This is a genomic window from Duncaniella sp. B8, assembly GCF_005304985.1.
Lineage (GTDB): Bacteria > Bacteroidota > Bacteroidia > Bacteroidales > Muribaculaceae > Duncaniella > Duncaniella muris.
The window spans coordinates 2125594-2152162 of the sequence record NZ_CP040121.1 but is presented as its reverse complement, the minus strand read 5'-3'; the positions used below and the strand labels follow the sequence as shown (position 1 = coordinate 2152162).

Genomic DNA, 26569 nt, shown 5'->3' with positions numbered 1-26569 from the left:
GAAGTACAGAGGTGCCTCATCCGAGCCAAGTTCGAAATTTAACATCGAGGATAAACTATCCCACAATAAGTTACCTTGAAGTTCAAAGTAGAAGTGGGACCACTCGTAAAAATCACCAAATTAAGAAAATCGCTGAAAATCAGACATTTCAGCGGTTTTTCTTTTATCCTTTTCCAACCAAGGATAGATAACACAAAACATATCCCAATTGGACCACTAAAAAAAGTAGCCAGCTAATTGCTGACTGCTTTTTTTAGTGCCTTTTTCCGCTGAAATATACCGAATCGCTCCCTCTGTTTATTCTTGATTACTTTCCATTGCCTTCTTTGGACATGAGCGGACGCATTTTCCACATTCAATGCACTTGTCGTGGTCTATGACTGGATAGCCGTCGGGACCTTGTGCAATGGCACCCACCGGGCAAAGACGTATCAATGGACACACATGGTCATGCGGACATAGTTTTCGGTTGACTCCTATCATCAGTTATTTGGTTTTGAGGTTTGATTTTCATGATTTTGAGTGGGCATGACGCTACACATTTGCCGCATTTGATACAATCGGCGTGAAGATAGCCAGTCTCTGAGCCGCGACTATCGTAAGGTGTAATCTGCATGGGACATACCCTTGCGCAACTTTTGCATTTCATTTGGCAAGAGATGTCAACGTAGACGCTGGTGAACGCCTTAGGATACGGAGCTTTCTTTGGAGCAACCCATGATGAAAGTGTTCCCATAGGGCAGAATGAGCACCACGTCCGTGGTGCGTAGATGAACGAGAGGGTCACTCCTACCACTGTGGTTATCGCTATGATATTCCAAAACACACGCCCTATGGCATTCCAATCACCCCATGCGAAATACATCTGCACACCGAACACGGTAAATATGAAGAGAACCATAAACAGACGGAAGCCGAATGTGCGGACAAAGGGTGGAATAGGGCGATGAGGCGAGTATTTCGCCAATAGACGGTCGTACATATTACCTCTAGGACAAGCGTTGCCACACCACCATCGGCCACGGCTCACGGAAAATGCCACAGGAGCTATCATGCATACCAACGCCAACAATCCTATTGCCGGATAGAAATAACCTATCGCGAGATAAGCCAACAGTATCCAGTAAAGCGACCAGCCTTTGGTCGGTAAATATCTGTGAAATCTTTTCTGTGCCATAATCATTTTTTAATATGGCACAAAATTAATGTCTTTATGATAGAGCAACAACAGATTTTAGCTATCTTTGCATTGAATTTATCTATCATGACTCTTCAACAGCTGAAATACATAATAGCGATAGACCGATACCGCAATTTCGCAAAAGCCGCTGCGGAACTTGATGTAACGCAGCCTACACTCAGCGCGCTTCTCCTAAAGCTGGAGAATGAACTCGAAGTACGCCTTTTTGAGCGTAGCAACAAGAGTGTGCGCCCAACGGCCATCGGAGAAACAGTGATAAGGCAGGCTGAGAAAATTTTAAGTCAGGCCGAGTTGATTTCAGAGACAATCTCGGAGCAGAAAGGCGAAGTATCCGGTTCGCTTTCAATCGGTATCGGGGCCAGCATCGCACCTTATCTCATGCCGTGGTTCATCAAAAAATACACAGACCGTTATCTAAATGTAAGGCTGACTGTCAACGAGATTAGGGGTGATATGACCATCGACTCTCTCCGCTTGGGAAAGATTGATATCGGAATCGCAATCAGTGGCAATACCTCTCAGGAAACTATTGAAATTCCTTTCTATTGCGAGCCGTTCCACGTCTATGTGGCTAATGATTGTCTGTTGAAAATGCCTAAATTCAATCCGGCAGATCTGCTGCATGAAAAGATGTGGATAATGAAGGAGTCACAATGTATGCGCGAGAGCGCATTCAGTTTTTGCAAAACAAGGAGTATCGGTCGTCATATCTATGAGGCTGGAAGCATCGAGACACTGATACGCATTGTCGATATAAACGGAGGCTTCACAATCATACCGGAAATGCACCTTCCATTTCTGACAGACGCACAGCGGGAAAATGTACGACCGATAGAGGGTGAATATGTCTCGCGACGGTGTGTCTCAATCTATATCCGCAAGGATTTTATAAGATACCGCATGTTGAAAAGTTTGATTGAAATCATGTTGTCAATTATTCCTAACAAAATGATTGACAGCAATCTGCATAACAAGATCGCATTAATATCAAAGAATTGCCATACATTATATTGAATTACAACAGGTGCGAGATCGACTAAGAGGTTGTTTAAAACGGCAGTGATGTCGCCCAAAACTTTATAGGTTTATAATTACGCTGATGCAGGAAACTTCCAACATTAAGAGGGTGTTTATTAATCGAATTTGTCATTCCGGTTTGATTTTCATACATTTGTAGAAACTTAACATACAATCGTCACATACGTGACTTCACCAATCCTATCACTCTTATGCCACGCATTCTGATCATCACCTTCTGCATGCTCTGTGCCATGCAATGGTCTCTTACCTCTGCCAATGACTGGGAAAATCCACAGATCTTTGCCTCAGGCCGCGAGCCGGCCCGTGCGACCGCCTTCCCCTATGCCTCTCCGGCTAAGGCTCTGGGCGGCAACTATGAATCATCACCTTTTTTCATGAGCCTCAACGGGAAATGGGCTTTCAGATTCTCTCCGACTCCTGACAAGCGGCCTGTCGGATTCCATGACCCCGGATTCAGCACTGCCGGATGGGACAGCATTCCGGTGCCCTCAAACTGGGAGACCGAAGGTTACGGTACACCTATATATACCAACGTCACATATCCGTTTCCGAAAAACCCGCCGTTCATCGACCACTCCGACAACCCTGTTGGGTGCTACCGCCGTTCGTTCGAACTGCCCTCCGGCTGGGACGGTCGCCAGGTGTTTCTCCACTTCGGCGGCTCTACGGCCGGAATGTATGTGTGGATCAACGGCCACAAGGCGGGCTATGTGCAGAGCACCAAAAATCCGGCAGAGTTCAACATCACCGAATATATCACACCAGGACGAAACGAGCTTGCCTGCGAAGTCTATCGCTGGACCGACGGATCATATCTCGAAGACCAGGACTTCTGGCGCCTGTCTGGCATAGACCGCGATGTCTGCCTATATTCTACAGACAGCCGGCGCATTTTCGACTTTTTTGCCAACGCCGACCTCGACCGCAGCTACACCAACGGAGAATTGAAACTTGAGACTGTGTTGAAAAACTATGCTCAGACACCTGCCGCTACCAGCCTTGAAGTCTCGCTTTATGACGCCGCCGGCAAACGGGTCTACAAAAACACCCGGCGGCTGAATCTCGGAGCATCAGCCACCACCACCGAAGCGCTGACCGCAAAAATAGGCAAAGTCAGAACTTGGAGTTGCGAGGACCCATATCTCTATACACTTGTGCTCACACTTTCTGACAGCTCAGGCCGTGTCATCGAGTCAACATCGGCAAAGACCGGATTCCGCAAAATCGAGATCAAAGACAGCCGCCTGACGGTCAACGGCAAGCCGCTTGAAGTCCACGGAGTCAATCTCCATGAGCATCACCAGACCCAAGGCCATGTGGTTGACCGCGAGACGATGATGGATGACATCCGCACGATGAAGCGCCATAATATCAACGCCGTGCGCACAAGCCACTATCCCCAGTCGCCGCTGTGGTATGATCTCTGCGACCGCTACGGCATCTATCTCGTGGATGAAGCCAACATCGAGGCCCATGCAATGGGCTCGGTTCCCTGGGACCGGATCGACGACTGTCATCCGGCTAAACGTCCGGAATGGCAGGCTGCGATTCTCGACCGTGAGATCTCCCTTGTGGAGCGCGACAAAAACCATCCGAGCGTTATCATCTGGTCGCTCGGCAACGAATGCGGCAACGGCGAGAATTTCCATGCAGCATATGACTGGATAAAGAAGCGCGACAGTTCGCGCCCCGTACAGTTCGAACAGGCGGGTGAAGACCGTAACACCGACATAGTCTGCCCCATGTATCCAGGCATCTACCAGATGAAAGAATATGCAGCCCGAAACAATCCCGGCAGACCGTTCATAATGTGTGAATACGCTCATGCAATGGGCAACAGCACCGGTAACTTCCAGGAATATTTCGACATAATCCGCTCGTCAGACCACATGCAGGGCGGTTTCATCTGGGACTGGGTGGATCAGGGCCTTCTCACCAAAGACGAGAACGGCGACAGCTACTGGGCCTATGGCGGCGATTTCGGTGCCTATACCCACACTCACGATGAAAATTTCTGCATCAACGGACTCGTACAGCCTGACCGCACGCCCCACCCCGGACTGACCGAAGTCAAAAAAGTCTACCAGGACATACGTTTCTCCTCCACCGACCCCGCATCAGGCAAAATCACGATCGAAAACCACTTTCACACACGCAATCTGCTTGACTATGATCTCCGCTGGGAACTGCTGATGAACGGCGTAGTGACAGACTCCGGCATGATCTCGGCCAATGTACCGGCCGGACAGTCAAAAACTTTCAGCCTGCCTATCAAAAAAATAGATTCTGACAACAGCAACGAATACTTCCTCTCCCTCTATGCCTACACCCGCAAAGGAGATGAAATCATACCGGCCGCACATGAAGTAGCCCGCGAACAGTTTGCACTGAACCCGTCCCATCCCCGTCAGCTGAAAATAACCGCTAACCTCACAGCCCCAAAGGCAGTCAATGACAAAGGCCGCTGGACAGTCAGCTGTGCAAACGGCGTGACAGTCCGCTTCGACTCCGTCAGCGGAATGCTGAGCGGCTACAGCGTCAATGGGCGCGAGCTTATAGCCGCCGGGCCTGAACCTTCGTTCTGGCGTGCCCCGACTGACAATGACTGGGGCAACAGCATGCCCCACAAAGCCAATGCCTGGCGCTATGCCGCGAAAAACCGCAGTCTAAAATCGTTTGAAATGACCTCAGAAGATGGCAATCCGACTGTCAGAGCAGTCTACCGCCTTCCTGATGTCCGCTCAGACTATCATGTCACCTATCGCATCGAGCCCGACGGTTGCATCAAAGTCACCTCGTCATGGCAAGCCGGTGACAATGAGGTCCCTGAGCTGATGCGCTTCGGCATGAGACTGGACCTCCATGCCGGGACGGACAATTTCAGATGGTATGGCCGCGGGCCCGGCGAAAACTACTCCGACCGCAACACAGCCTCATTCATCGGCATCTGGGAAGGAAAGGTCGCAGACCAGTTCTATCCCTACATCCGCCCGCAGGAAACCGGCAACAAATCTGATGTCCGCTGGGCCTCACTGACCGATACAGAAGGCTACGGAATCAGAATAGACGGCGATGAGCCGCTCAATGTCAGCGCTCTCGATGTGCTCCCCGAAGATCTTGATCCAGGAATGAAAAAGCACCAGATGCACAATTCAGACGTGCGCCACCACCGCGACCGCGTCTTCCTCTACATAGACCTCGCCCAACGCGGACTCGGCGGAGACAACAGCTGGGGAGCCGGACCGCACTCGCCTTACAGACTGAAAGACAAGTCATATAGCTACAGCTACACCATAGCCCCGCTGCAACCATAGCCAACTTCTGAAATAACAGACCGCAGACAATATCACCGTCTCAGTCCGCAAAAAAAACGGACCGGGACGGTGGTATTCAAATATTTTAACCTAAATATTTTCAAGTCACCTTGCAACAGCCCGGCTCAGAAGCCCGACAATCCACAGAAGGAAGATGGCTCCGACCACAGACGTTATCAGATTACCTATGATCCCTACGGCCGTGATGCCAAGCAGTCCGAAAAGCCAACCGCCAAGCACACCGCCGATTATGCCTACTATCAAATTCACAATAACACCAAAACCGCCACCTCTCATAAGCTTGCCGGCGACGAAACCGGACACAATTCCAATGATTATATACCACAAAAAGTTCATAGCTGAAATAGTTTTAACAGGTTTTCAATATTCTCTCCAACGGCTCACCCCCTTTTTGGTTCAACCCACCACAGAGAGGCTGTTCATTTCCCGAAGCAGAAGCCTTATATATAATATATATTTATTAAATTTGTGGCCTCTATGAAAAACGCTTCATATACACGCGCACGATTATTGTTACAATCCGCCTGACATTGTAACATTTTTGTAATTTTTATTTTTAGCACATAAATCATTGAAAACTAACAAAATACGCCAATTTGTAACAACTTTGTCATCAAATTAACATATTTTTACATTAAATTTCTGAATATTCCGTCTCAAGGCAGTAATTTTGAACTGTCAAACAAAACAAGCACCGACAAACAATCGAAATTAACAACTCTCCATTACCTCAATAAAAACGCTTCAATTATGGGAACTCAGGAATTTCAGAACAAGCTTATGAGCCTTCAGAGCAACCTTCTCAACTTTGCGTACATGCTCACATCCAACCGTGACAACGCTTATGACCTGCTGCAGGACACCACCCTGAAGGCCCTCGACAACGAAAGCAAGTATGTTGACAACACCAACTTCAAAGGCTGGGTTTTCACCATCATGCGCAACATTTTTATCAACAACTATCGTCGCGTAGCACGCTCGGCAACTGTCATCGACCAGACTGAAGATCTCTATCACCTGAACCTTTCGCAGGATTCAGGCCTCGAAACCCCCGAAGGATCTTTCGGAGCAAACGAGATCACAGATGCGATCAACGCTTTCCCCGATGAATACCGCATCCCCTTCTCGATGCACGTAGCCGGCTACAAATACAACGAGATCGCTGAAAAGATGAATCTCCCCCTCGGCACTATCAAGAGCCGTATCTTCTTCGCTCGCAAGAAACTCCAGACTCAGTTTGCCGACTACCGCTAAGGCGCGCGACGACGACTGACCTGATGAATGCAGGGCTCAAAGTCCAGACGTCATCATAATAAAAAACTATTTTGTAGAGATTAAGTTTCATGTTTCAACTATAGCTGTTTCCAAACAAGGTTAAATAAAGGTAAATAAGATTGGTTTAAACACACACATACGGAAACAATTTTAAGGTATTGATTTGAACACACTAAAGTCCGGCGCGAAGCGATTTCGCAGCCGGACTTGTCATTTAGAGGCCGTTAAAGACCCCGTTTCTCTATATCTATTACTCTAATCCACTTTTCTATTCTGGGACACCGGTCATTCGGCTGTCAGCAGCAGGACTCTCGAGCCCCATTCGGTGCGTTTGTCCTTGTCGACATTATAGCCTACCGGCATTTCCAAGCCATTGTCCATCAGATAACGGCCGGAAAAGACCTTGCCTTCATATCGGAGCGGTTTATTGTCTATACGGTTTATCTCGCGCACCTTATAATTCCGGTCGGGATCCAGGCCGGCCATCTTCACGCGCGGAAGCTGCTGATTGCGGAATGCCTCGGTCTTCCACCAGAAATAGACCGCCTTGTCTTTTTCAGGAGTGGCATACAGAAGAGAGGCCACACCAAGGCCCTCGTAAGGCGACTGCAGGCGATAGATATCACCCTGCTGCACAACAGGACGTATCTCCTTGTACTCGGCTATCACCTTGCGACACTGCTCCCTTTCAGCCTCCGACATGTCGCGCGGCTGTATCTCCATGCCCAGGCGCCCGCTCATAGCCACGTCAATGCGGTATTTCAGCGGCATAGAGCGATAAGTCTGATGGTTAGGAGTGGCGCTGATATGCGAAGCCATAGCAACGGCAGGGAAAAAGTAGGAAGCACCCCACTGCATGTAGACTCTCTGGAGGGCATCGGTGTTGTCGCTAACCCAGAATTCGTCAAACCAGGGGAGCACACCGTAGTTTGCACGACCGCCACCGCTTGCACATGCCTGTATGGTCAGGTCGGGATACTTGGCGCGGATGCGGTCAAGCACTTTGGCAAGACCTTTGTGATAGTCTATGTAGAGATGGCTCTGATTATCGGCTGAAAGATATTGCGAACCGTGGCTGCGGACCGACATGTTGGCGTCCCATTTGATATAGTCGATTTCAGGATATTTCGTCATCAGAGTGTCGACTACCTCAAACACCAGATCCTGAACCTTAGGGTTTGAGAGGTCAAGCACAAGCTGGGTGCCACCGCGTCCATAGACGTGATCGCGGTGGCCGGGCTTGATCACGTATTCAGGATGCTTCTCATAAAGTTCGCTTTTGGAGTTAGTCATCTCAGGCTCTATCCATATGCCGAACTTTATGCCCTTGCTTTTGGCCGCATCAATCAACCCCTGTATTCCGTGGGGCAGCTTGCGGGTGTCAACAATCCAGTCGCCGAGGCCCTGCGTGGCGTTGTCGCGCGGATGCTTCACGCCAAACCAGCCGTCGTCCATGACGAAGAGTTCGCCGCCCATCGAAGCTATATCAGCCATCATATTTTCCATCCCGGTTTCTTCGACATCGAAATAGACACCTTCCCAGCTGTTTAGCAAGATCTTGCGGAGTTCATTGCCGTGGGCAATCCTGTGGTTACGGCCCCAGCGGTGGAAATGGCGGCTCACTCCGCTCATGCCCTCGTTGCTGTAAGTAAAGGCCAGCGGCGGGGTTACGAACACCTCGTCTTTCTTCAGATGATACTCCGAATTGTCCTCATTAATGCCGGCGAAAAAACGATGATAATCAGTCTCGTCAGTGTCAATTACCAGCTTGTAGTTTCCGCTGTAGCAAAGGGCGGCCCCGATGACGCGGCCGTCATTCTCACGCGGCTTTCCGTCAAGCGAAAGCATCAGCTCGCCGTGGGCAGTATGGGAGTTGCGCACACCGTCGCGGTTTTTGATCACACGCATTCCGTGTGTCAGGCGCGAGCAGTCAACCCGGCTTTCATTGCCCCAGCTTCCGTAGAGCTGCGAGAGCCAGACATCGCCATAGCGCACAGGCAGACATCCTGAAGCGAAACGGTCGATGGTCACAATGCCTTTCTCCTGATGAGAAATTTCAGTCCATGTCTCGATGACATCTTCAGCCGGATATGTTCGATAGTTGACACTGACAGTGAAAGGATAATGGGAATCCCGAAGCTTCACGGTTGTGATTTCCGAGTCGCCGTCCCTGCGGGCCGACGTACTTTCCACTTTAAGATCAAGCGTCATGTTTCCATCGGCATGAACCGCACTCAGAGCCGCTTCACGTGTAGTGTCAAGCCCATAGGCGGGATATGCGTCGGCCACGGGGCTTCCGGCCGCCCTGAGATTGTCAGCGTCAGAGTCGGAGATACGGCCGCCGTAATAGAGAAATTTCAGATTTTTCCCTTTTTCGGCATCAAGCACCATTGAGGTCGACGGAGTGTCAAGTTTCAGCACTTTGGCATATGCGCTCCACGGAAGTCCTGCAAGCAGGACAGCAGCGAGTGAGACGCGCCCTATCATTCTGTGTTTCATATGGCAGATGTTAAGAGATTGTTTAATTACAAGTGTTACTTAGAGACTATTTCTGGATTCGAGCAGAAGTTCGCCGAATTCGAGAATGCTTTTTGCCGTAATGTCGGGCATAGGATCGGATGCAAGCGCAGTTTCAAGTGTTGTCTCGCCTGAAAGCACCAGCACTCCGAGCGCTCCGGCGTTACGGGCCATAGCCACATCTGTGTAGATGCGGTCGCCACACATGGCAATCTCGTCGGCGGCAAGGCCGTAACGGTGACGTATGCCTGAAAGCATGTCGGGGTTGGGCTTCCCGATCACAATATCCGGCAGCCTCCCGGTGGCATATTCGATCGCGCTGCAAAGCGAGCCGCAGTCCACGAGCACAGTAGGCTGGTCAGTCGGACAGACTCTGTCAGGATTCGTGGCTATATATGGGACTCCCTTCGAAGCTAACCATGCGGCATGACAGAGGCGCGGATATTCCAGAGTGGTGTCAAATGCCACCACCAGGGCATCAGGCAGCACGCCGGTCTCCACAGGGGCGATCTCAAAGCCTGCGGCCTCAAACTCGGCAAGCATGCTGGGGGTGCCGAGAGCGAAAATTTTTCTGACGCCGGACATATTGGCTTTGAGATAGTCAATGGCAGCGACTGCTGTAGTGTACATTTTATCCGGTCCGGTCTTGATTCCGAGCCGTTCGAGTTTGACAAGATAGTCAGCGATGCTGCGGGTCGGATTGTTGGTCAGAAACGAATACCCTATGCCGTTGGCTTCGAGCATTTCAAGAAACGGAAGTGTGAACGGAAATAGCGTGGCGCCCATATAGATGGTACCGTCCATATCAAGGGCCACATGGCGCACCTTGCGACATGCCTCCATAAGGCGTTCGCGGTCAAGAGGTGAGATCCAGTTGGCGCATCCGGCGGTCAGACTGTCATTTGCTTTCATGGCTTTCTCCTTCGTGAAGACCGTCAATAGCCTCCTGTTCTTCATAAAATTTGTTGCTGCGCGCATAGCCATCGCGGGGAGCCATCCACATTGAGATGAATGTCAGCGCTCCGAGAATGCCTACGGCGATAATTATATAGAACACCATGTTCCATCCCCAGCGGTCGGCCACGATGCCGATACCGATTGCAGAGACGAAAGATCCGAAATAACCGAATATTCCGGCCAGGCCGTTGGCTGTAGCCGAAGCCTCTTTAGTAGCATGGTTGGCAGAGGCTATGCCTATCAGAGCCTGGGGGCCATAGATAAAGAATCCGGCCATAGCAAGGAATAGCGTGGAGACTATTATCGGCAGTCCGGGGAACATAATGAAGATCCCCATGAAGACAACAGCTAAAGCCATGCACACAAAACACATCCGGTGGGCCTTGCCATGAAAAATATGGTCTGTGGCCCATCCGGCGAAAATGGTGCCTATTATAGCGAAGATTTCAAAAGCGCCCACTGACCAGGCTGCATCCTCGATTGACATGTTGCGCGCTTCGGTCAGGAATTTAGGGCCCCAGTCGAGAATGCCCATACGCATCACATAGACAAAGATGTTGGCTATGCAGAGAGTCCATATCCACCGGTTGGTCCACACCATAGCTTTGAGGAATTTACCGCGCGAGGGAGTCTTGCCGCCCTTGGCATCTGACTTTCCGGTATGGGTGCCGGGCAATTCAGGGAGGCCTACAGAGCGAGGATCGTCACGAAGGCCGACATAGAGCCACAAAGCTCCGCAGACAGCCAGACAGGCCGGAAGCCAGAAACACCATTTCCAGGCATCCCAGTGGGAAGCATAGCTGAGAATGGTCTTCATATGCTCGCTGTCAGAAGGATCGAGATTGAGGTTTGCCGCAATGGTCTGTATGATCTCAGGATTTCCGCTAAGGTCACGCCCCATAGTGCCCATGATATAGCCGCAGACCACCACTGCCGCGGCAGCGCCGATAGAGTGAGAGGTGTTCCAGATAGACATCTTTGTGGCCAGTTGCGAGGGGTGGATCCATGACGGGAGCAGACGTGCGCACGGCGGATAGCCCACTCCCTGGAAATACTGGTTGAGGACTATGGTCACTGCCATCAGCATGATCAGCATGTTGATGAAATCAGGTTCGCTGTCCACGCCTGTGATCCAAGAGCTGATGTTGACGCCGAAGCCGAACATGAAGTTGGAGGCGGCACAAAGCAGCAGGCCGACGGCCATGATGACGCGGGCGCTGAAACGGTCGACAATGAAGCCGTTGACAAAACGCGAAAGGCCGTAGATCAGCGATCCGACACCGATCACAATTCCGAAACTTGTGTTTGAGATGCCGTATTGCGCCGTTAGGCCGGGCATGGCGATCGAGAAATTCTTTCTGACAAAATAATAGATCGCATAGCCGATCATGGAGACAACTATGGTGCGCATCTGCCATGACTTGAACTGCTTGACCACTTCCGGTTTCCATCCGGCATAAATGTTTTCAGTCGACATATCTGATTTGGTATTAAGAGGCTATATTTTCATTTCACACCGTTGGCTTTCATCGTCGCTTCCACGTCAAGGGCTTCGGCGAGGATAGTCACCGGATTTTCCACCTTAACCCCGGTGCTCATCTCGATCTGCATCTTGCAGGTCTCGCAATCGGTGGCCACAAGGTCGACACCCGCTTCAATGATGCGGTCAAAGAGCTCTCGCCCTATGGCCTGTGAATAGGCGTAGTTCTCTTTTTTGAATCCATAGGTTCCGGCTATTCCGCAACACGACGATTCAAGCGGCACAAGAGTGAGGCCTGGAATGCTCCTGAGCAGCGACACGGAATGAATAGCCCATCCGAGTTTCTGCATATGACAGGGGGTGTGATAGGTGATGCGCCGGCGATAGTCTTTCCGGAACACAAGTTTCACCCGTCCTTCATCCACAAGACGGTTCAGGAAGGCGGTGGCAAGCAGGATGCTGTCACGCACGTCGGCATTGTCCACATCGAGCAGATGAGGATACTCGTCACGAATGGTGAATACACAGGTCGAACTGGTTGCTATGACCGGCTGGCCCTGGCTGACGGCCTTCCGGATCGACCCGATGTTCAGACGGGCATCGCGCCTGGCTTCGTCAACCATCTTGTTGGCGATCTTGGCCACTCCGCAGCAGCGCTCCTTCTCCAGCAGGCTGACTCCGTAGCCGATGGCATTCATCAGCTTGACAAAGTCGCGGCCGAGCGCCGGATTGTTGTAGTTGACGAAACAGCCGTGGAAATATGACAGCCGGCGTGGAAAACTCGACTGGTCAGGAGCCTTGCGGCGCATCCACGACTCGAATGTCTCTGAAGAGTAGGTAGGAAAATTTCTGTGGTGGTCGATGCCGAGCGTAAAGTCCATGACGCTTTTGGTCAGCGGCATCCTGAGAGCCGTATTGACAATGAATGACATCGAGGTCGCCATCTTGCCCATGAAATCGGTGCTCGCAAGCATGCGGTCACGCAGTGAAACCTGACGCTTGTCATATCTGATGCGCGCGGTCTGGATGATGTCACCGATCTTTACGTTTGACGGACAGGCCACCTCACAGCGCTTGCAGTTGAGACAATATTTCAACGCAGCATCATAAAACTCTGGATTTTTCAGTCTGTAACGTTCTCCGTCAGGCCCGGCCTGCTTCGGCCCCGGATAGTCGGGATTTACGGCGAGCACCGGGCAGTAGACAGTGCAGATCGTACACTTTATGCACTGTTCGAGATTGTTCGGACTGATATTTTTTATCTGGTATTCCATCGTGAAAATTGGTTTTACTGTTAGGCTTGGGCTTCTGAATTGTCTGCCCGGCCGGCTGCAATTATGTTTCGTGCCACCTGAAGAGCCGAAAGTATGGCCACCCCACCACCCGATCCTTCGCGTATGGGGTTCGATCCGCCGAGAATGGCACCCACTGCATAGACATTTCCGGCGGGAACACCATTGAACATCACATGGAAGTCACGGTCTGTAGTCACCCCGAACTGCATGTAGGGCTGATTGTCGAAAATGCTTTTTCCGCACCAGAGACTGCGGTCTGACGGAGCCTCGACATCAGCTCCGAGCACCGGTTCATAGATGCGGTCAGGCTCAGCGACAAGCCCCTGGCTGAAAAAGCTCCCGGTAGCGAGAATGAAATTGTCGGCCTGCAGGCTCATGCCGCTGAGGTTAGCGGTTTCTATCTCTTTAAGGGCAGGGCCTTCCATGTAACCGCGGGTCACGTTGTCGCCAAGGAAATAAGTGCCTCCGAGCTGTTCGAAATAACGGCGGAGACGTATCTGCGAGCGCATCCCGCAGACCGACATAGGCAACACCGGCACACACAGCAACTTGGGTATCACCATAGAGCGCAACTCTCTGACCGGCTGCTCGGAATCAATCCCGACCACTGCAGGCATGAATACCACATCGGAGTTTCCGGCCGCACGGTTGATCTCGGAGGCAAGCATCTCAAGCGCCGGGCCTTTCAGCACTTTGGCTATAGCCGCAGCGCGCATTTCGGAGGAGTTTCTGCGCAGGCGCTCTATGGCCGGAAGCGTTATTTCGGCATAATCGCAGGGCAGATTGTGTTTCTTCAGTCCGTCGGCAAGAAAGCCGGGTAGAAAATCAAGAAAGCCTTTGAAATTTATGATCGTTGCCTTGCGCCATCCGGTTTCCGACGGATTCTCGCATGTGGCGTAGTCATCCATCGTAAGCCAGGAAGGCTCACACAGTCCAAGCGGCGTAAGGCGGAAATGATTTTTTGAAGAGTCGCCGATGAATGTCAGCCCGGCATCCGCAAAGATCTGTTTGGCATCATCGGCAAGAGCCGGGATCGACTCCGCTCCAATCTTGGAATAAGGATGTCCGGCGGGCAGAGTTCCTATAGCCTCAAGCGGATGAAGCAGCTCCTTGCCATCGGCATGTCCAAGCAGCCCGAAAGAGCCGGAATAGAAGTGCAGAGCACTCTGCCCGGAAGATATGATTGCGACTTTGCTGCCTGACCGTGCGAGTTTCACTCCGGCCATGAGGCCGCTGAGACCTCCTCCTATTATAATGGTATCGTATTTCATCGGAATTATTTTTTATCGGTCGGCATTTTCGTTTGTCACACACTCGCAGGCTTCTTCTTGAGGCTGAAGTCCGCAGACCCCTCTGTATAGCCAGGCCATGAACTGGGCCTCGACAAGAGTCTGCCCCCATGCCACCGGCATCATTCCTTTCCAGCGCTCGTTGATGAAACTTGCGAGGTCTTCGAGCGCCGCCGGCGGATTTCCGGTCTCGTCTCTCAGTATGGCAGCCGCTCGGCAGGCACACAATCCGCCCTGGCAGGTGCCCATGCCCATACGGGTGCGGCGGCGGAGATTGATCAGGCTGTCGGCATGGAGTTTCTTAATGGCATATTTGATCTCCCCTACTGACACCTGCTCGCATTCGCAGACAAGAACATCATCCTCATCGGCATTATAGCTGATTTCTGCGCTCATGGTGCCGTGGCGCCCCTGGGCGGCTTTCTGGTCTGTGCTCAGTTCGATTATATGTGATTTGCGCTTTCGGACTCCGGACTCCGGCTCCGGAGTTTCCGATCCCGGAAGTGGGATCTCGGCCGTGCGACACAAGCGACCTTCTATTCCAAGTTTGCGGCAGGCCATGTCGGAGGCCCATTCCGCCATCAGGCGGTAGGTCATGAGCTTGCCTCCAGAAATAGTGATCATGCCTTCGACTCCGTCGCGCACGGCATGGTCCATGCAGACTATGCCACGGCTGATGCTGCGGCCCGACGGATCATCGTCAGACGCTATCAGAGGTCTCACTCCGGCATAGGCGCGGAGAATTCGCGTATAGGCCAGACAGGGGGCAATCTTTATGCCCTCGCGCAGAAGCACATCTACCTCTTCACCGGTGACATCCATTCTGTCCACCTGATCAATCGGAATCCGGCTCGAAGTCGTGCCGATGAGCGAAATGGTGTCACCCGGCACGAGGATATCCGCATCAGCAGGCTTGCGGCAACGGTTGATGACCACGTTGTTGACTCTGTGGCCGAATATCAGCAGGGCGCCTTTGGCCGGAAACATGTTCACCTTTATGCCGGCCATCGAGCATATACGCTGCCCCCATATGCCTCCGGCGTTGATCACAAGCGAGGAGCGGACCTTGAATTTCTGACCGGTGCGCTGTTCGCGCAGCTCCACTCCGCTGACATGCCCCGACTCCATCAGCAGATCCGTGACCTCATGATATGTCAGAATATCCGCTCCGTGATTACGCGCGTCCATGACATTGGCCGTAGTAAGCCGGAATGGGTCGATGGCACCGTCAGGCACTCTGACCGCACCTATTATATCTTTGTTGACCGCAGGCTCCATTGCTATGGCTATGGCCGGATCTATGACCTCGGCGTTGATGCCGGCCTGCAGGCATGATTCCACAAATTTCTTCTGATAGCCCAGATCATCCTCCGGGAGCGTGACAAACAGGCCTCCGGTTTCTTCCACACAGTGACGCGCTATACGCCGCAGAATCATATTCTCCTTTATGCACTCGCTGGCCGATTCCTGATCGGTGACGGCATAACGGGCTCCGCTGTGAAGCAGCCCGTGGTTGCGGCCGGTAGCGCCGGCTGTAAAGTCAAAGCGTTCTACCAGCAATACAGAAAGACCGCGCATAGCACAGTCGCGGGCTGTTCCGGCACCGGTAGCGCCGGCTCCGATCACTATTATGTCATAGTGCTCTTTGCAATGGTTCATGTTCATATGGGGTTTAACCGGATTAGTTTTAAAGGAGAAGAATTCAATCTACGCCAGATTTCGAATTGCTTTCGAAACATAATATTTTTGATTTCGCAACAAAAGTAAGAATCTTTTATTAAAAAACAAAATATTTTTGCAATGACAAATGTTAAAATAGAGCTGTTTTTTAACAGACCTCCGGATAGAGGTCCGTATTCATGAAAGTTTTTTAACTTATTATATGTGAATTTTCAAATATAATTAATACATTTGTCTCTGACACAACACATATCTCTTTATACCTTAATATATATGACAAAAGAAGAACGCCATAACCTGATCCTTGAGACTCTCATCCGCCATGAATCCATACCGGTTTCGAGCCTGTCGTTACTCTTGGACGTATCAGCGGTTACGATCCGAAAAGATCTCACCGAACTCGAAAGTGCGAACAAGCTCTATAGAAGTCACGGCAAAGCCGTACTGATCAACCCGTATATCAACAACCGCTCCATTCTGGAGAAAGAAAAACTTGCCCGCAAAGAGAAAGAACTGATTGGCCGCGAAGCCGCATCGATGATCACTCAGGACGATTCGATCATAATAGCCTCAGGCTCCACAGTACTGGCCTTTGCCCGCTGCATCAAGCCGATACATCGGCTGACCGTGATAAGTGCATCTCTGAAAGTGTCGGAGTATCTCGGCACCAACGAAAACATAGAAGTGATCCAGCTCGGAGGCACCCTGCGCCACAGCAGTCTCTCAGTGGTAGGGAAACATGCCGAAGCCCCGCTGAGCGAATTCTGCTGCAGTAAACTGTTCATTGGAGTAGACGGCATAGACCTCGACTTCGGCCTGACCACCACTGATATACGCGAAGCAGACCTGAACAAGGTGATGATGCGCACGGCACAGAAGACCATCGTTCTGGCCGACTCGTCGAAATTCCGCCGCCGCGGCTTCAGCAAGATAGCCAATATCACTGATATAGATACCATTATCACCGACTCGAACATACCTCCCACAATCAGTCAGGCCATTGAGGATCTCGGTATCGAATTGAAAATCATCGACATCAAAAACACCGCGCCGGGCATAGATTCTCAGATCTGACTCTGAAGCAGCCCGCCGGACCATCAGCTCATTCTCCACACTCTCCCTTCTTCATACCCCGGACCTGACACATCAGCGCCATAGCAACACACGTCGCTTTCGCAACGAAAGGCAACATTCCATCCCGAAACACAGCCCGAAAACAACAACTTACACACCCTTACAGAAGTTTTTCTGCAACCCATTACGCAATTTAGCCAAATTTAGATAAAAAAGTGCAAAAAAAATTTTGCAGATTAACATATATATTATACTTTTGTTGCGAGTTGAAACCTAAAATCTTTCGTTTCAACCAAAATTCAAAACCAAACCAGTGAACTGTTCCTCAGGCAAAATAACTAAAAAGCCTCTTCCAGCACTCTCCAGCCGACAGCAAAAACGAACTTGAATCTAACCCTAAAATCTACTTCCGACAAGCAGGACAAACTAAACCGGCCTTTTTGCGCCGGATTTTCCGGCCACAACAAAATCTGCGGATTGTCAGCATAGAGAAAATGCCCGACCATAAAATACAAAAAACAAAATAACCCAAATCAACCTTATGAAAAAACCATTCCTTGAAACGCTCACGGCGATAGCACTATGCTTTGTCGGATTTTCGTCGTGTGGTGTTGATGACACCGCGGAAGACGCAGTGCCCCGTCTGAAGGTCGATCAGAACCGAGTGGAGCTGATCAGAACCGGCACCCTCTCATCCGGAGCGACTGCAACTCTCACAATCACCGCCAACAAAGGCTACAATGTCACCAGCGACGCCGAATGGCTTTCGGTCGACAAACCTACAGGCCGTGGCGCCGTCAATGTCAGCATTCTCGCCGAAAAGAATGAAAGCGGAGCCGTGCGCAAAGGTCTGCTAACCATCACCTCCGGATCAAACCTGAGCGAGACAATCACCGTGGTTCAAAACCTCGAAGAAGACCGTGACGACCACATGCCGGTGGGCCACATATATTTTAATGACGATTTTGCCTGGTGTGTGGGCGGCACCGATGATGTCGGCAGCCAGACCATCGGCGATGCCCGCAATATCTACACCTGGAATTATGAGGCCAACGGTTTCACAAGCTCTCTCCCCACATTCCAGTCTCTCTATGAAGACCTCAACTCAAACGCCAAGACGGTCTATACGATGAACGGCTACATCAAATTTGACAAGACCAACACTATCACGGCAATAGCAATCCGCAACCTCGGCATCGCCGCTGAAAAATCGACAAACGTCAAAGTCAGCTTCCGTTGCGCCCGCTACAACACCGACAAAACCACAGTCGTGGTAGCCATCGAAGGCGAAGGCTCGATCGACGGAGGCTCGCAGGCCGGCACCCGGATTGTCAGCACCCCGGTAGCAATGTCAGCCGACAAACTCACCTGGTCAGATGTCAGCGTCAACATCCGGGGCATATCTTCAAAGACCAAAATCATCATCGGCGAACAGACCTATGTCAAGGACGGCATCAACAACAGCGGCACATTCCGCTGGTATATGGACGACCTCAAGGTTGAACGTATCGAACGATAACATCCTTTTAATTAACCGAATAATCAACAGATATGAAACTGCATAAAAATTTAATCTTCGCATCGGCACTCGCCCTCGCGTCAGGTCTGGGACTCGCGCTCACGGGCTGCAACGATGATGACGAGAAGATACCGGCCTATTTCAAAGCCGACAACCGCGAATTCACTCTTGAATACGACGGCCTGACCGACAAAGGCGAAGAACCCTCGCTGACACTTAACACAAGCGGCAGCTGGAAAGTGAGCCAGAAAGACGAGTGGATACACCTTTCAAGAGAATCAGGCACACGCGGAAGCCACAAGATCTTCGTGACTGCCGATGAGAATACCGGAGATCCACGCACCGGATTCGTTGAAATCAAACTCTCCGGAAGCAACAAGACCGAGCTTCTGGCCGTAAGCCAGAACAAGAAGGTAGGCACACTCGCCGTATCGCCCGCACTAATCAGCGTGACAACCCTCGGAAATGCCGCCGAAGGCGAGACTCTTGCCTTCACCATTGACACCAATTCAAACTGGACCGTCTCACTGCCTGCCGGCTGCGACTGGATAACTCCGTCAAAGACCTCAGGCCAGGCCGGTAAGGAAAAAATCTCATTCACCGCAGCGCTCAATCAGACCGGAGCCGAACGCGAAGCCCGGATCACCGTCACTGCAGGTGCTCTTTCCCGCTACACCACAGTGCGCCAGGACGGCACAGTCTTCTCCGTCAGCGAAAACGGCAAACCCATAAGCAAACTGACTTTCGCCGCCTCTGACGCCGCCGGCCTCAGCACCGAGCTGACCGTAGGCTGCATTGAATCATGGACACTCACCGCCAAACCCCAGTGGCTGACCGTAACCCCGTCAAGCGGCGATGCGGGAGAAACCAAAGTCACTCTGACAGCAGAAGTCAACACCGAGGCCGCCCGTGAAGACTACATCACAATCACCACCGCCCACGGTCTTGTGCTCACCGCCCCTGTGCTCCAGCTCTCAGACCGCCCCGAACCCGACTCAAAGGCAGTAGGTTTCGTCTACTACAACGATGATTTCTCCTGGGTCAAAGGCGGAGCCGACCAGGTAAGCAACATCAACGGCGGAGCGCCCAACGATGCCCGCAATATCTATACCTGGGACTTCAAGACCAACGGTTTTGACGATGTTCTCGCACTCTTCAACCGGAAATACACCGACTACAATGCCTCGGCCAAGGTCATCTATGCAATGGACGGCTATCTGAAATTCAACAAAGGCGGCGCGCAGACAGCAATCGCCATCAAAGAAGCCCTTCCCATTGAAGGCGGCCGTTATGCCAACGTCGATGTCACTTTCCGCGCAGCCAAAAACGGCACCGACCCGATGACCGTCTCAGTTGTGATCGAAGGCGAGGGCGAAATCGTCGACGGCGTGAGCGCCACACAGAGCAAGGAACTCGAACCTTTCAACAACTCCGACAAAACCATCCCCTGGACATGGACCGACATGAAAGTGACCGTCAAAGGGGCCACAGCCAATACCAGGATCATCATCGGCGCGACTCCGTTCATCAACAACGGGTTCAAGTCAGTGGCAACTTATCCCGACAACGGAAAGACCTCTTACTACCGCTGGTTCATGGACGATCTTAAAGTAACCCGAATCGAGACCAAATAAAAACGACAGACAACAATGAAACACAGACATAACACAGCAAGAAATCTCAAGGGATTGTTTTGCACCTTGTTCCTCGGTCTGATTTCAGCGGCATTCATGACCGCGGCCGCGCAGGTGACCGGCACTGTGACCGACACCGACGGCGAACCTCTGACCGGAGCCACAATCATAGTCCAGGGCACCAAGCTCGCAGCGGCAGCCGACATCGACGGCAACTTCTCGCTCGACGCCAAGCCCGGCCAGGTAATGAAAGTGACCTATGTAGGCAAACTTCCGGCCGATGTCAAGGTTCAGTCCGGAAAGACACATTATAATATAGTACTCGACTCCGACGACAAGATGCTTGATGAGGTTGTCGTCGTAGGCTACGGCACAATGGAGAAAAAGCGCGTGACCTCGGCCATCACCTCGATCAGCGCCGACGACATGATGTCGGGTCTCGGCGGAGCTACCATCGCCACCGCACTCCAGGGCAAGATCTCAGGTCTGACCACCACAGGCAGCGCATCGCCCAACGCCTCTAACGGCTATCAGCTCCGCGGCGTGGCTTCAGTCAACGCCGGCCAGGGCCCGCTGGTAGTGATCGACGGTATCCCCGGCGGTGACCTCCGCGCCATAAATCAGGAAGACATCCAGTCAATCGACGTGCTCAAAGACGCATCAGCCGGAGCCATCTACGGCACACGCGCCGCAGCCGGTGTGATCCTCGTGACAACAAAGAAGGCCAAAGAAGGCAAGACCCAGGTCAACTACTCGTGTGAGCTCTCGATCGAAAGCGTGCGCAAGCACCTCGACCTCCTCTCCTCTCAGGAATACATCGAACGCGGCCTCGGCCAGGACTACGGCTATGACACCGACTGGTACAAGGAACTCACCCGCGACAATCCCCTCAGCCAGCGCCATGTGCTGACCATCTCCGGCGGCACCAAAGACCTCCAGCTCTACTCCTCGCTCATGTACTCCGACCAGCAAGGCATAGTGCGTGGCGACGGCCGCACCGACTATTCCGGCCGCATCAACGGCCGCTACCGCATGTGGGACGGCGTTGCCGAACTCAGCATGAAAGCCCAGTTCCGCCAGGCCGACCGCGATAAGCGAAACGGGTCCTACACATTCCAGAAAGCCATCGAACTTAACCCGACCATACCTCTGTGGGACCCCTCAAACCCCTCTGACTACAATGTTGACGGCGTAGGCATGGGCGGCAACTCCTGGAATCCCGTAGCAGACATCGAATATAAAGATTACTCGGCCAAAGACCAGTGGTTCCTCGGCGACGCAACCCTCAAGATCAACCTTATGAAAGGCCTATCCGTGCAGGGCACAATGGGCCTCGACATGCGCCAGCATCAGTATTACCTCTACTACAACCAGAAACACCGCGAAAGCGTCACTTCAAGCAAACGCGGCAAGGCTACCCATGAATTCAGCAAGTCACTCAACAAATCGTTTGAAGCCTATGCCAACTATATGCGCGAATTCGGCGAACACTTCGTCGACGCCGTGGCCGGCTACAGTTTCTATGAAAACGAAGGCACCGAAAGCTTCGAGATGACAAACGCCAACTTCACCGTTGACGGCATCGGCCCCTGGGACATGAGCGCAGGCACAGACCTCAGCGACGGCCAGGCATCAATGGCCTCCAACAAGAATCCTCGCCAGCGCCTGCTCTCGTTCTTCGGCCGAGCAAACTACTCTTACGCCGACAAATACATGGCAACCGTGAGCTACCGCCGCGAAGGCTCGTCAAAATTCGGCAAAAACAACCGATGGGGCAACTTCTGGTCTGTCTCCGGAGGATGGCGCATCTCACGCGAGAACTTCATGGAGGGAATCGACTGGATCAACGACCTGAAACTGCGTGTGGGCTACGGCGTCACCGGTAACAACGACTTCGGAAGCGGCTACACAGTGCGCACCTACAAGTCAAACGACATGTATCCCACAAACGGCATCTGGCAGCCCGGCTACGGCTCAACCAAAAACATCAACCCCGATCTGAAATGGGAAGAAAAGAAGGAGCTCAACATCGGTCTTGACTACTCGGTGCTCAACAACCGCATCTTCGGTAAATTCGACTGGTATCACCGCCGCGTGGACGACATGCTTTTCGAAGTAGCCGCCCCCGTCCCCCCGATGGTCTACACCACCGTGATGAAAAACATCGGCAGCCTCACCAACACAGGCTGGGAATTCGAAATCACCGGAGTGCCCTTCCAGGGCCGCGAGTTCACATGGACCTCTACCGCCCGCATCTCCCACAACACCACAAAGATCAAGAACCTCGGCGACAGCGACTCGTTTATGCTCCCCTCGGCCATGCCCGCGTCAATGGGCTATGAGCAGAAGCTCGTCAACGGCTCAAAAATCGGTCAGTTCTGGCTCTTCAAATATGCCGGTCTCGATGAAAACGGCAAGTGGCTCATCTATGACAAGGACAACAATGTGGTCCCTGCCAAAGACGGCTCTGTCAACAACCTCGTCGACGCCAACAAACACTGGGTGGGCAATGCGATCCCCAAGGCGATCATCTCATGGGAAAACAACTTCCGCTACCGAAACTTCGACCTCGGCATCAATCTGCGCTCATGGCTTGACTACGATGTGTTCAGCGAAATCATCCTCTACCACGGTCTCCAGACCAACTCTCAGGAAAACGTGCTGAAGATAGCCTACACCGACAATGCCGCCATCAACGACACCCGCATCACCTCTGACTACTTCCTGAGCGATGCCTCCTTCCTCAAGATCGACGCCGTGTCGCTGGGCTACACCCTCAACACCGGCAAGTGGAACAAATATCTGACCCGCGCCCGCTTCTACGTGACCGCCCGCGATCTCTACACCTGGACACGCTACAAAGGCTACAACCCCGAAGTGAGCATCAACGGCCTCTATCCCGGCGTGGAATATGTCCGCAACGCAACCAACATGTACCCGCAGACCACCCGCTGGACATTCGGTCTCCAGCTGACATTCTAAAAATTGGTAGATAAAAAACTGACGAACTATGAAATTTAACTTCAAACATATAGCTCTGGCACTGCTCGGAGGCGCCACTCTCTTCTCCTGCGACCTTGACGAGAAATTCTACTCCAGCGTGACCCCTGACACATTCATCACCTGTCCGGAGAACACCTACGCCATTCTCTGCCGCCCCTTCACCCACTGGAAATGGTATCTCGGCGCCGAACGCTGGTATCTCCAGGAACTGACCACCGACGAAATGGTCTGCCCGACACGCGGCAACGACTTCTATAACAACGGCGAGTACATCCGCCTGCAGGAACACACCTGGACCGGCGATGACCGCCATGTCAAAAACGTGTGGGACGGAACCATGAGCGCCATCGCCCGTACTCTCGAAGCCAAAGAAGACCTCTCTGGTGTCAACTACAACGCCATCGGCCTCTCTGACGAAATAAAGAAAGACCACATCAACCAGCTAAACGCCATCCTCGGATGGTACTACATGCGCGGTCTTGACTACTTCGGAGGTCTGCCGATTTTCCGCAGCAACAACGACGCTCCCTGCGCCCGCTCTACCGACAAGGAGACTTTTGAATTCTGCGAGGACCTTTTCAAGAACGCCATACCATCCATCCTCCCGAAATCGAGCCTCGGAGAAGCCCAGGACGGCTATATCAAGAAAGCCGCAGCGGCAATGATGCTCGCCGAACTATACTTCAACGCCGAAGCCTACGGAGGAGGTGACCGCTATGCCGATTGTGCCGCAATCTGCGAAGACCTGATCAGAGGCGAATACGGTCCCTACGCCATTGACAATACCTGGTACGGCCCCCACTGTTTCGACAACGACAAATCGACAGAAGCCGTCTGGTATGTGCCCTCACAGAACTCAAAGATGGAATTCAACTGGTATTACCGCTACTTCTACAACCACCAGGCCGACAAATACTTCAACTGCCCATTCCCGGCTTCGCGCTACAACGGATTCATCCTTTCTCCCTCACGCGAAAAAGAAGGCGGCCCGGTCATGGACTACAAGCTGGGCAAAAGCTACGAGAAATACAACGATGCCGACCTGCGCAAGAAACCCTACGTCTACCACGGCAACAAGGAGTATGAAGGCATGTTCTGCGTAGGGCTGCAGAAGAACCCCTACACCGGCGAAGTGGCCATAGGCCAGAAAGACATGGCCGGAAAGCCTGTGGTCCTTGTGGACTACGTCAATATCACCGGCAACAGCAGCACCATGATGGACGGCTCGGAGTCATCCGGAGTGCGTCTGGTCAAGATGCCTATCCCGAACATCGACGATAAGGATCTTCTCTGGAACCCCGACTATCCCTGTATGCGCTTCACCGAGGTCTACTACATGCTGGCCGAGTGCAAATGGCGTGCAGGCGACAAGAAGGGCGCCGCTCAGCTCATCAACAAGGTGCGCAAACGCAACTTCGCCAACGGCAACGATCCCGATCCCGTGACCGAAACCAACCTCGACGTCTACCGCATGGCCGATGAATGGCAGATTGAATTCCTCGGTGAAGGCCGCCGCCGCACCGACCTCATCCGCCTCGGACTCTACACCACCGAAAGCTGGTGGGCCCACAAGCCGACTGATGACACCAAGAAGCGTTTCCCGCTGCCCTCTGAGGCTATGGCCGGAAATCCCCTGCTAAAGCAGAACCCCGGTTATTGATCACACTGCAATTTCCTTCATTCTCCTCTCTCTTTCAGAAAAAACACCTGCTAATTTCCAATCTCTATGAAACTTTTCAGATATATGGCCTCGGCGATGGTGGCAGTCAGCCTCCTCGCATCATGCTCCGATGATGTTGTCGCCGAACGCCGCCCAGGAGCCGATTCGGATCCCCTTACCATCAAAACTCAGTTCGGCAAAAACCTCGTGGGCCGTGTGACGGTTGACGGACAGCCCCGCCAGGGTGTGGTTGTCAGCGACGGCATCAATGTGATGACAACCGACGCCAACGGCGAATACCAGATGTACACCACCGGCCGCCAGCACGTGTTCATTTCCGTGCCTGCCGACTGCGAGCTCCCCACCCTGCTCGGCGACCCGAAGTTCTACAAGACCCTCGACTATTCCGACGCCGCGATCATCCAGCGCGATTTCCGTCTGGTGTCAATCCCAAAGAAAACAGAATGGACCCTCTTCACTATGGCCGACCCGCAGATCGGCAACGAAAAAGACATCACTGATTTCGTGGGAATGATTCCCAGAATGGCCGAATTCGCCTCCAGCCTGCCGTCAAACGTCTATGGCATCTCGCTCGGCGACATAGTCTGGAACAAGCCCGAATACTTCGACACCTATGCGAAAGAGATGCGCAACATCCCCGTGCCGGTTTTCTCTGTGATAGGTAACCATGATCACAACGAAGGAATCAAAAACGACACCGAAAGTGACAAGGATTTCCGCGATGCCCTTGGCCCGACATACTACTCCGTTAATATCGGAGACTGCCACCTCGTAGTGCTCGACGACGTTTTCTACCGTGGTGTCAACGGCCGTAACGACTACACGGGCACCATCACCGAGGCCCAGCTCGAATGGCTTGAAAAGGATCTCAGCTATGTTGATCCGGACAAAGCCGTCATCATCGGCCTCCACATACCCACCAAGCGCCGAAACAGCTCTACCCATGTCACCAACAACCAGGCTCTCTATGATCTGGTCAAGGACTTCAGGGAAGTGCAGATCCTCTCCGGCCACAGCCACAACCACTACACCACTACCATAGCCTCAAACATCACCGAGACGACTTTCGCAGCCGTGATGGGAGCCTACTGGTATCCGCTTTGCAACGATGGCTCGCCACGTGGCTACGGCGCTCTTGACTTCAAAGGCAATACCCTGGTCAACAAATACTTCATCGGCGACGGCTGTGACCGCGACTACCAGATGAAGCTTTACCGCCCGGAAGACGCCGTGTTATGGAATCCCTCTAAGAATGCAGGAGATCCCTATGACAAGATCCTTGCCAACATCTTCTGCTGGCATGAAGACTGGACTGTCGAAGTCAAGGAAGACGCAGGATCCTGGACAGTTCTGCCGGCGAGCGCCCGACTAATTCCCTCGCAGAACGGCGGAAAATGCTGGGACCCCGATGTGCGCAAATGTCTTGTTGACGGAGTCATCCCCGCAAACCACGGCGGATCAGCTCCTGAAAACAATAACGACCACATGTTCCTCTACACTCCGCAGCCAGGCTGGCAGAGCGTGAGCTTCCGCGCCACTGACAGCTTCGGCAACGTCTACACCGAGACCATAACCAACAACTAACCCT

18 protein-coding genes are annotated in these 26569 nt (G+C 52.4%); 9 read left to right on the top strand and 9 right to left on the bottom strand.

Annotated elements, in window-relative coordinates; genetic code table 11:
• Positions 1–297: 297 nt before the first annotated feature.
• Together FDZ78_RS09160 and FDZ78_RS09155 are read right to left on the bottom strand one after the other, a co-directional pair.
• Positions 298–483 (bottom strand): DUF362 domain-containing protein, encoded by a 186-nt coding sequence (locus FDZ78_RS09160; RefSeq protein WP_123399493.1) that lies wholly within the window; start codon positions 481–483, stop codon positions 298–300.
• The gene (locus FDZ78_RS09155) at positions 449–1177 is read right to left on the bottom strand and encodes a 4Fe-4S binding protein (protein ID WP_107031787.1); all 729 of its coding nucleotides are present in this window, start codon (positions 1175–1177) and stop codon (positions 449–451) included. The genes FDZ78_RS09160 and FDZ78_RS09155 overlap by 35 nt, the downstream gene beginning before the upstream one ends.
• A gap of 87 nt (positions 1178–1264) precedes the next feature.
• On the opposite strand from FDZ78_RS09155, the gene FDZ78_RS09150 reads away from it, so the two are divergent.
• The gene (locus FDZ78_RS09150; RefSeq protein ID WP_123399502.1) at positions 1265–2215 is read left to right on the top strand and encodes a LysR family transcriptional regulator; all 951 of its coding nucleotides are present in this window, start codon (positions 1265–1267) and stop codon (positions 2213–2215) included.
• Between the two features lie 215 nt (positions 2216–2430).
• Positions 2431–5556: a glycoside hydrolase family 2 TIM barrel-domain containing protein gene (locus tag FDZ78_RS09145; RefSeq protein WP_123399492.1), complete on the top strand. Its 3126-nt coding sequence runs from the start codon at positions 2431–2433 to the stop codon at positions 5554–5556.
• Positions 5557–5661: 105 nt separating this feature from the next.
• Here the strand turns inward: FDZ78_RS09145 and FDZ78_RS09140 are convergent, their stop codons facing one another.
• Complete coding sequence (locus FDZ78_RS09140; protein WP_123399491.1) at positions 5662–5913, bottom strand: GlsB/YeaQ/YmgE family stress response membrane protein; 252 nt, start codon at positions 5911–5913, stop codon at positions 5662–5664.
• 414 nt (positions 5914–6327) lie between these two features.
• Here FDZ78_RS09140 and FDZ78_RS09135 point away from each other — a divergent pair, with 414 nt between their 5' ends.
• Positions 6328–6831 carry an RNA polymerase sigma factor gene (locus tag FDZ78_RS09135; RefSeq protein WP_107031790.1) on the top strand — a complete coding sequence of 168 codons (504 nt, stop codon included), beginning with the start codon at positions 6328–6330 and terminating at the stop codon, positions 6829–6831.
• Between the two features lie 306 nt (positions 6832–7137).
• Here the strand turns inward: FDZ78_RS09135 and FDZ78_RS09130 are convergent, their stop codons facing one another.
• The 6 genes from FDZ78_RS09130 to glpA are packed head-to-tail and all read right to left on the bottom strand — an operon-like array spanning position 7138 to position 16055.
• On the bottom strand, positions 7138–9351 hold the full coding sequence (locus FDZ78_RS09130; RefSeq protein ID WP_123399489.1) for an alpha-galactosidase: 2214 nt from the start codon (positions 9349–9351) through the stop codon (positions 7138–7140).
• Between the two features lie 39 nt (positions 9352–9390).
• Entirely contained in the window at positions 9391–10281 is an 891-nt protein-coding gene (locus tag FDZ78_RS09125; RefSeq protein ID WP_240740374.1) for an HAD-IIA family hydrolase, read from the bottom strand.
• Positions 10268–11803: an MFS transporter gene (locus FDZ78_RS09120; RefSeq protein WP_240740373.1), complete on the bottom strand. Its 1536-nt coding sequence runs from the start codon at positions 11801–11803 to the stop codon at positions 10268–10270. Before FDZ78_RS09120 ends, FDZ78_RS09125 begins: the two co-directional genes overlap by 14 nt.
• Before the next feature lie 29 nt (positions 11804–11832).
• On the bottom strand, positions 11833–13080 hold the full coding sequence (gene glpC / locus FDZ78_RS09115; RefSeq protein ID WP_124076014.1) for an anaerobic glycerol-3-phosphate dehydrogenase subunit GlpC: 1248 nt from the start codon (positions 13078–13080) through the stop codon (positions 11833–11835).
• 20 nt (positions 13081–13100) lie between these two features.
• Positions 13101–14372 (bottom strand): glycerol-3-phosphate dehydrogenase subunit GlpB, encoded by a 1272-nt coding sequence (gene glpB / locus FDZ78_RS09110; protein WP_136408451.1) that lies wholly within the window; start codon positions 14370–14372, stop codon positions 13101–13103.
• Between the two features lie 12 nt (positions 14373–14384).
• Positions 14385–16055 carry an anaerobic glycerol-3-phosphate dehydrogenase subunit A gene (gene glpA, locus FDZ78_RS09105; RefSeq protein ID WP_240740372.1) on the bottom strand — a complete coding sequence of 557 codons (1671 nt, stop codon included), beginning with the start codon at positions 16053–16055 and terminating at the stop codon, positions 14385–14387.
• Between the two features lie 288 nt (positions 16056–16343).
• Between glpA and FDZ78_RS09100 the strand changes: the two genes are divergently transcribed.
• From FDZ78_RS09100 to FDZ78_RS09075, 6 genes are all read left to right on the top strand, one after another.
• Positions 16344–17144 carry a DeoR/GlpR family DNA-binding transcription regulator gene (locus FDZ78_RS09100; RefSeq protein WP_107031794.1) on the top strand — a complete coding sequence of 267 codons (801 nt, stop codon included), beginning with the start codon at positions 16344–16346 and terminating at the stop codon, positions 17142–17144.
• Between the two features lie 541 nt (positions 17145–17685).
• Positions 17686–18663, top strand: a complete 978-nt coding sequence (locus FDZ78_RS09095; RefSeq protein WP_124076012.1) for a BACON domain-containing protein — start codon at positions 17686–17688, stop codon at positions 18661–18663.
• 32 nt (positions 18664–18695) lie between these two features.
• Positions 18696–20297, top strand: coding sequence for a BACON domain-containing protein (locus FDZ78_RS09090; RefSeq protein ID WP_124076011.1), 1602 nt, complete (start codon positions 18696–18698; stop codon positions 20295–20297).
• Positions 20298–20312: 15 nt separating this feature from the next.
• Entirely contained in the window at positions 20313–23279 is a 2967-nt protein-coding gene (locus FDZ78_RS09085; protein WP_136408450.1) for a SusC/RagA family TonB-linked outer membrane protein, read from the top strand.
• A gap of 28 nt (positions 23280–23307) precedes the next feature.
• Entirely contained in the window at positions 23308–24960 is a 1653-nt protein-coding gene (locus tag FDZ78_RS09080; protein WP_124076010.1) for a RagB/SusD family nutrient uptake outer membrane protein, read from the top strand.
• 66 nt (positions 24961–25026) lie between these two features.
• Positions 25027–26565, top strand: coding sequence for a calcineurin-like phosphoesterase family protein (locus FDZ78_RS09075; protein ID WP_137426197.1), 1539 nt, complete (start codon positions 25027–25029; stop codon positions 26563–26565).
• Positions 26566–26569 lie beyond the last annotated feature (4 nt).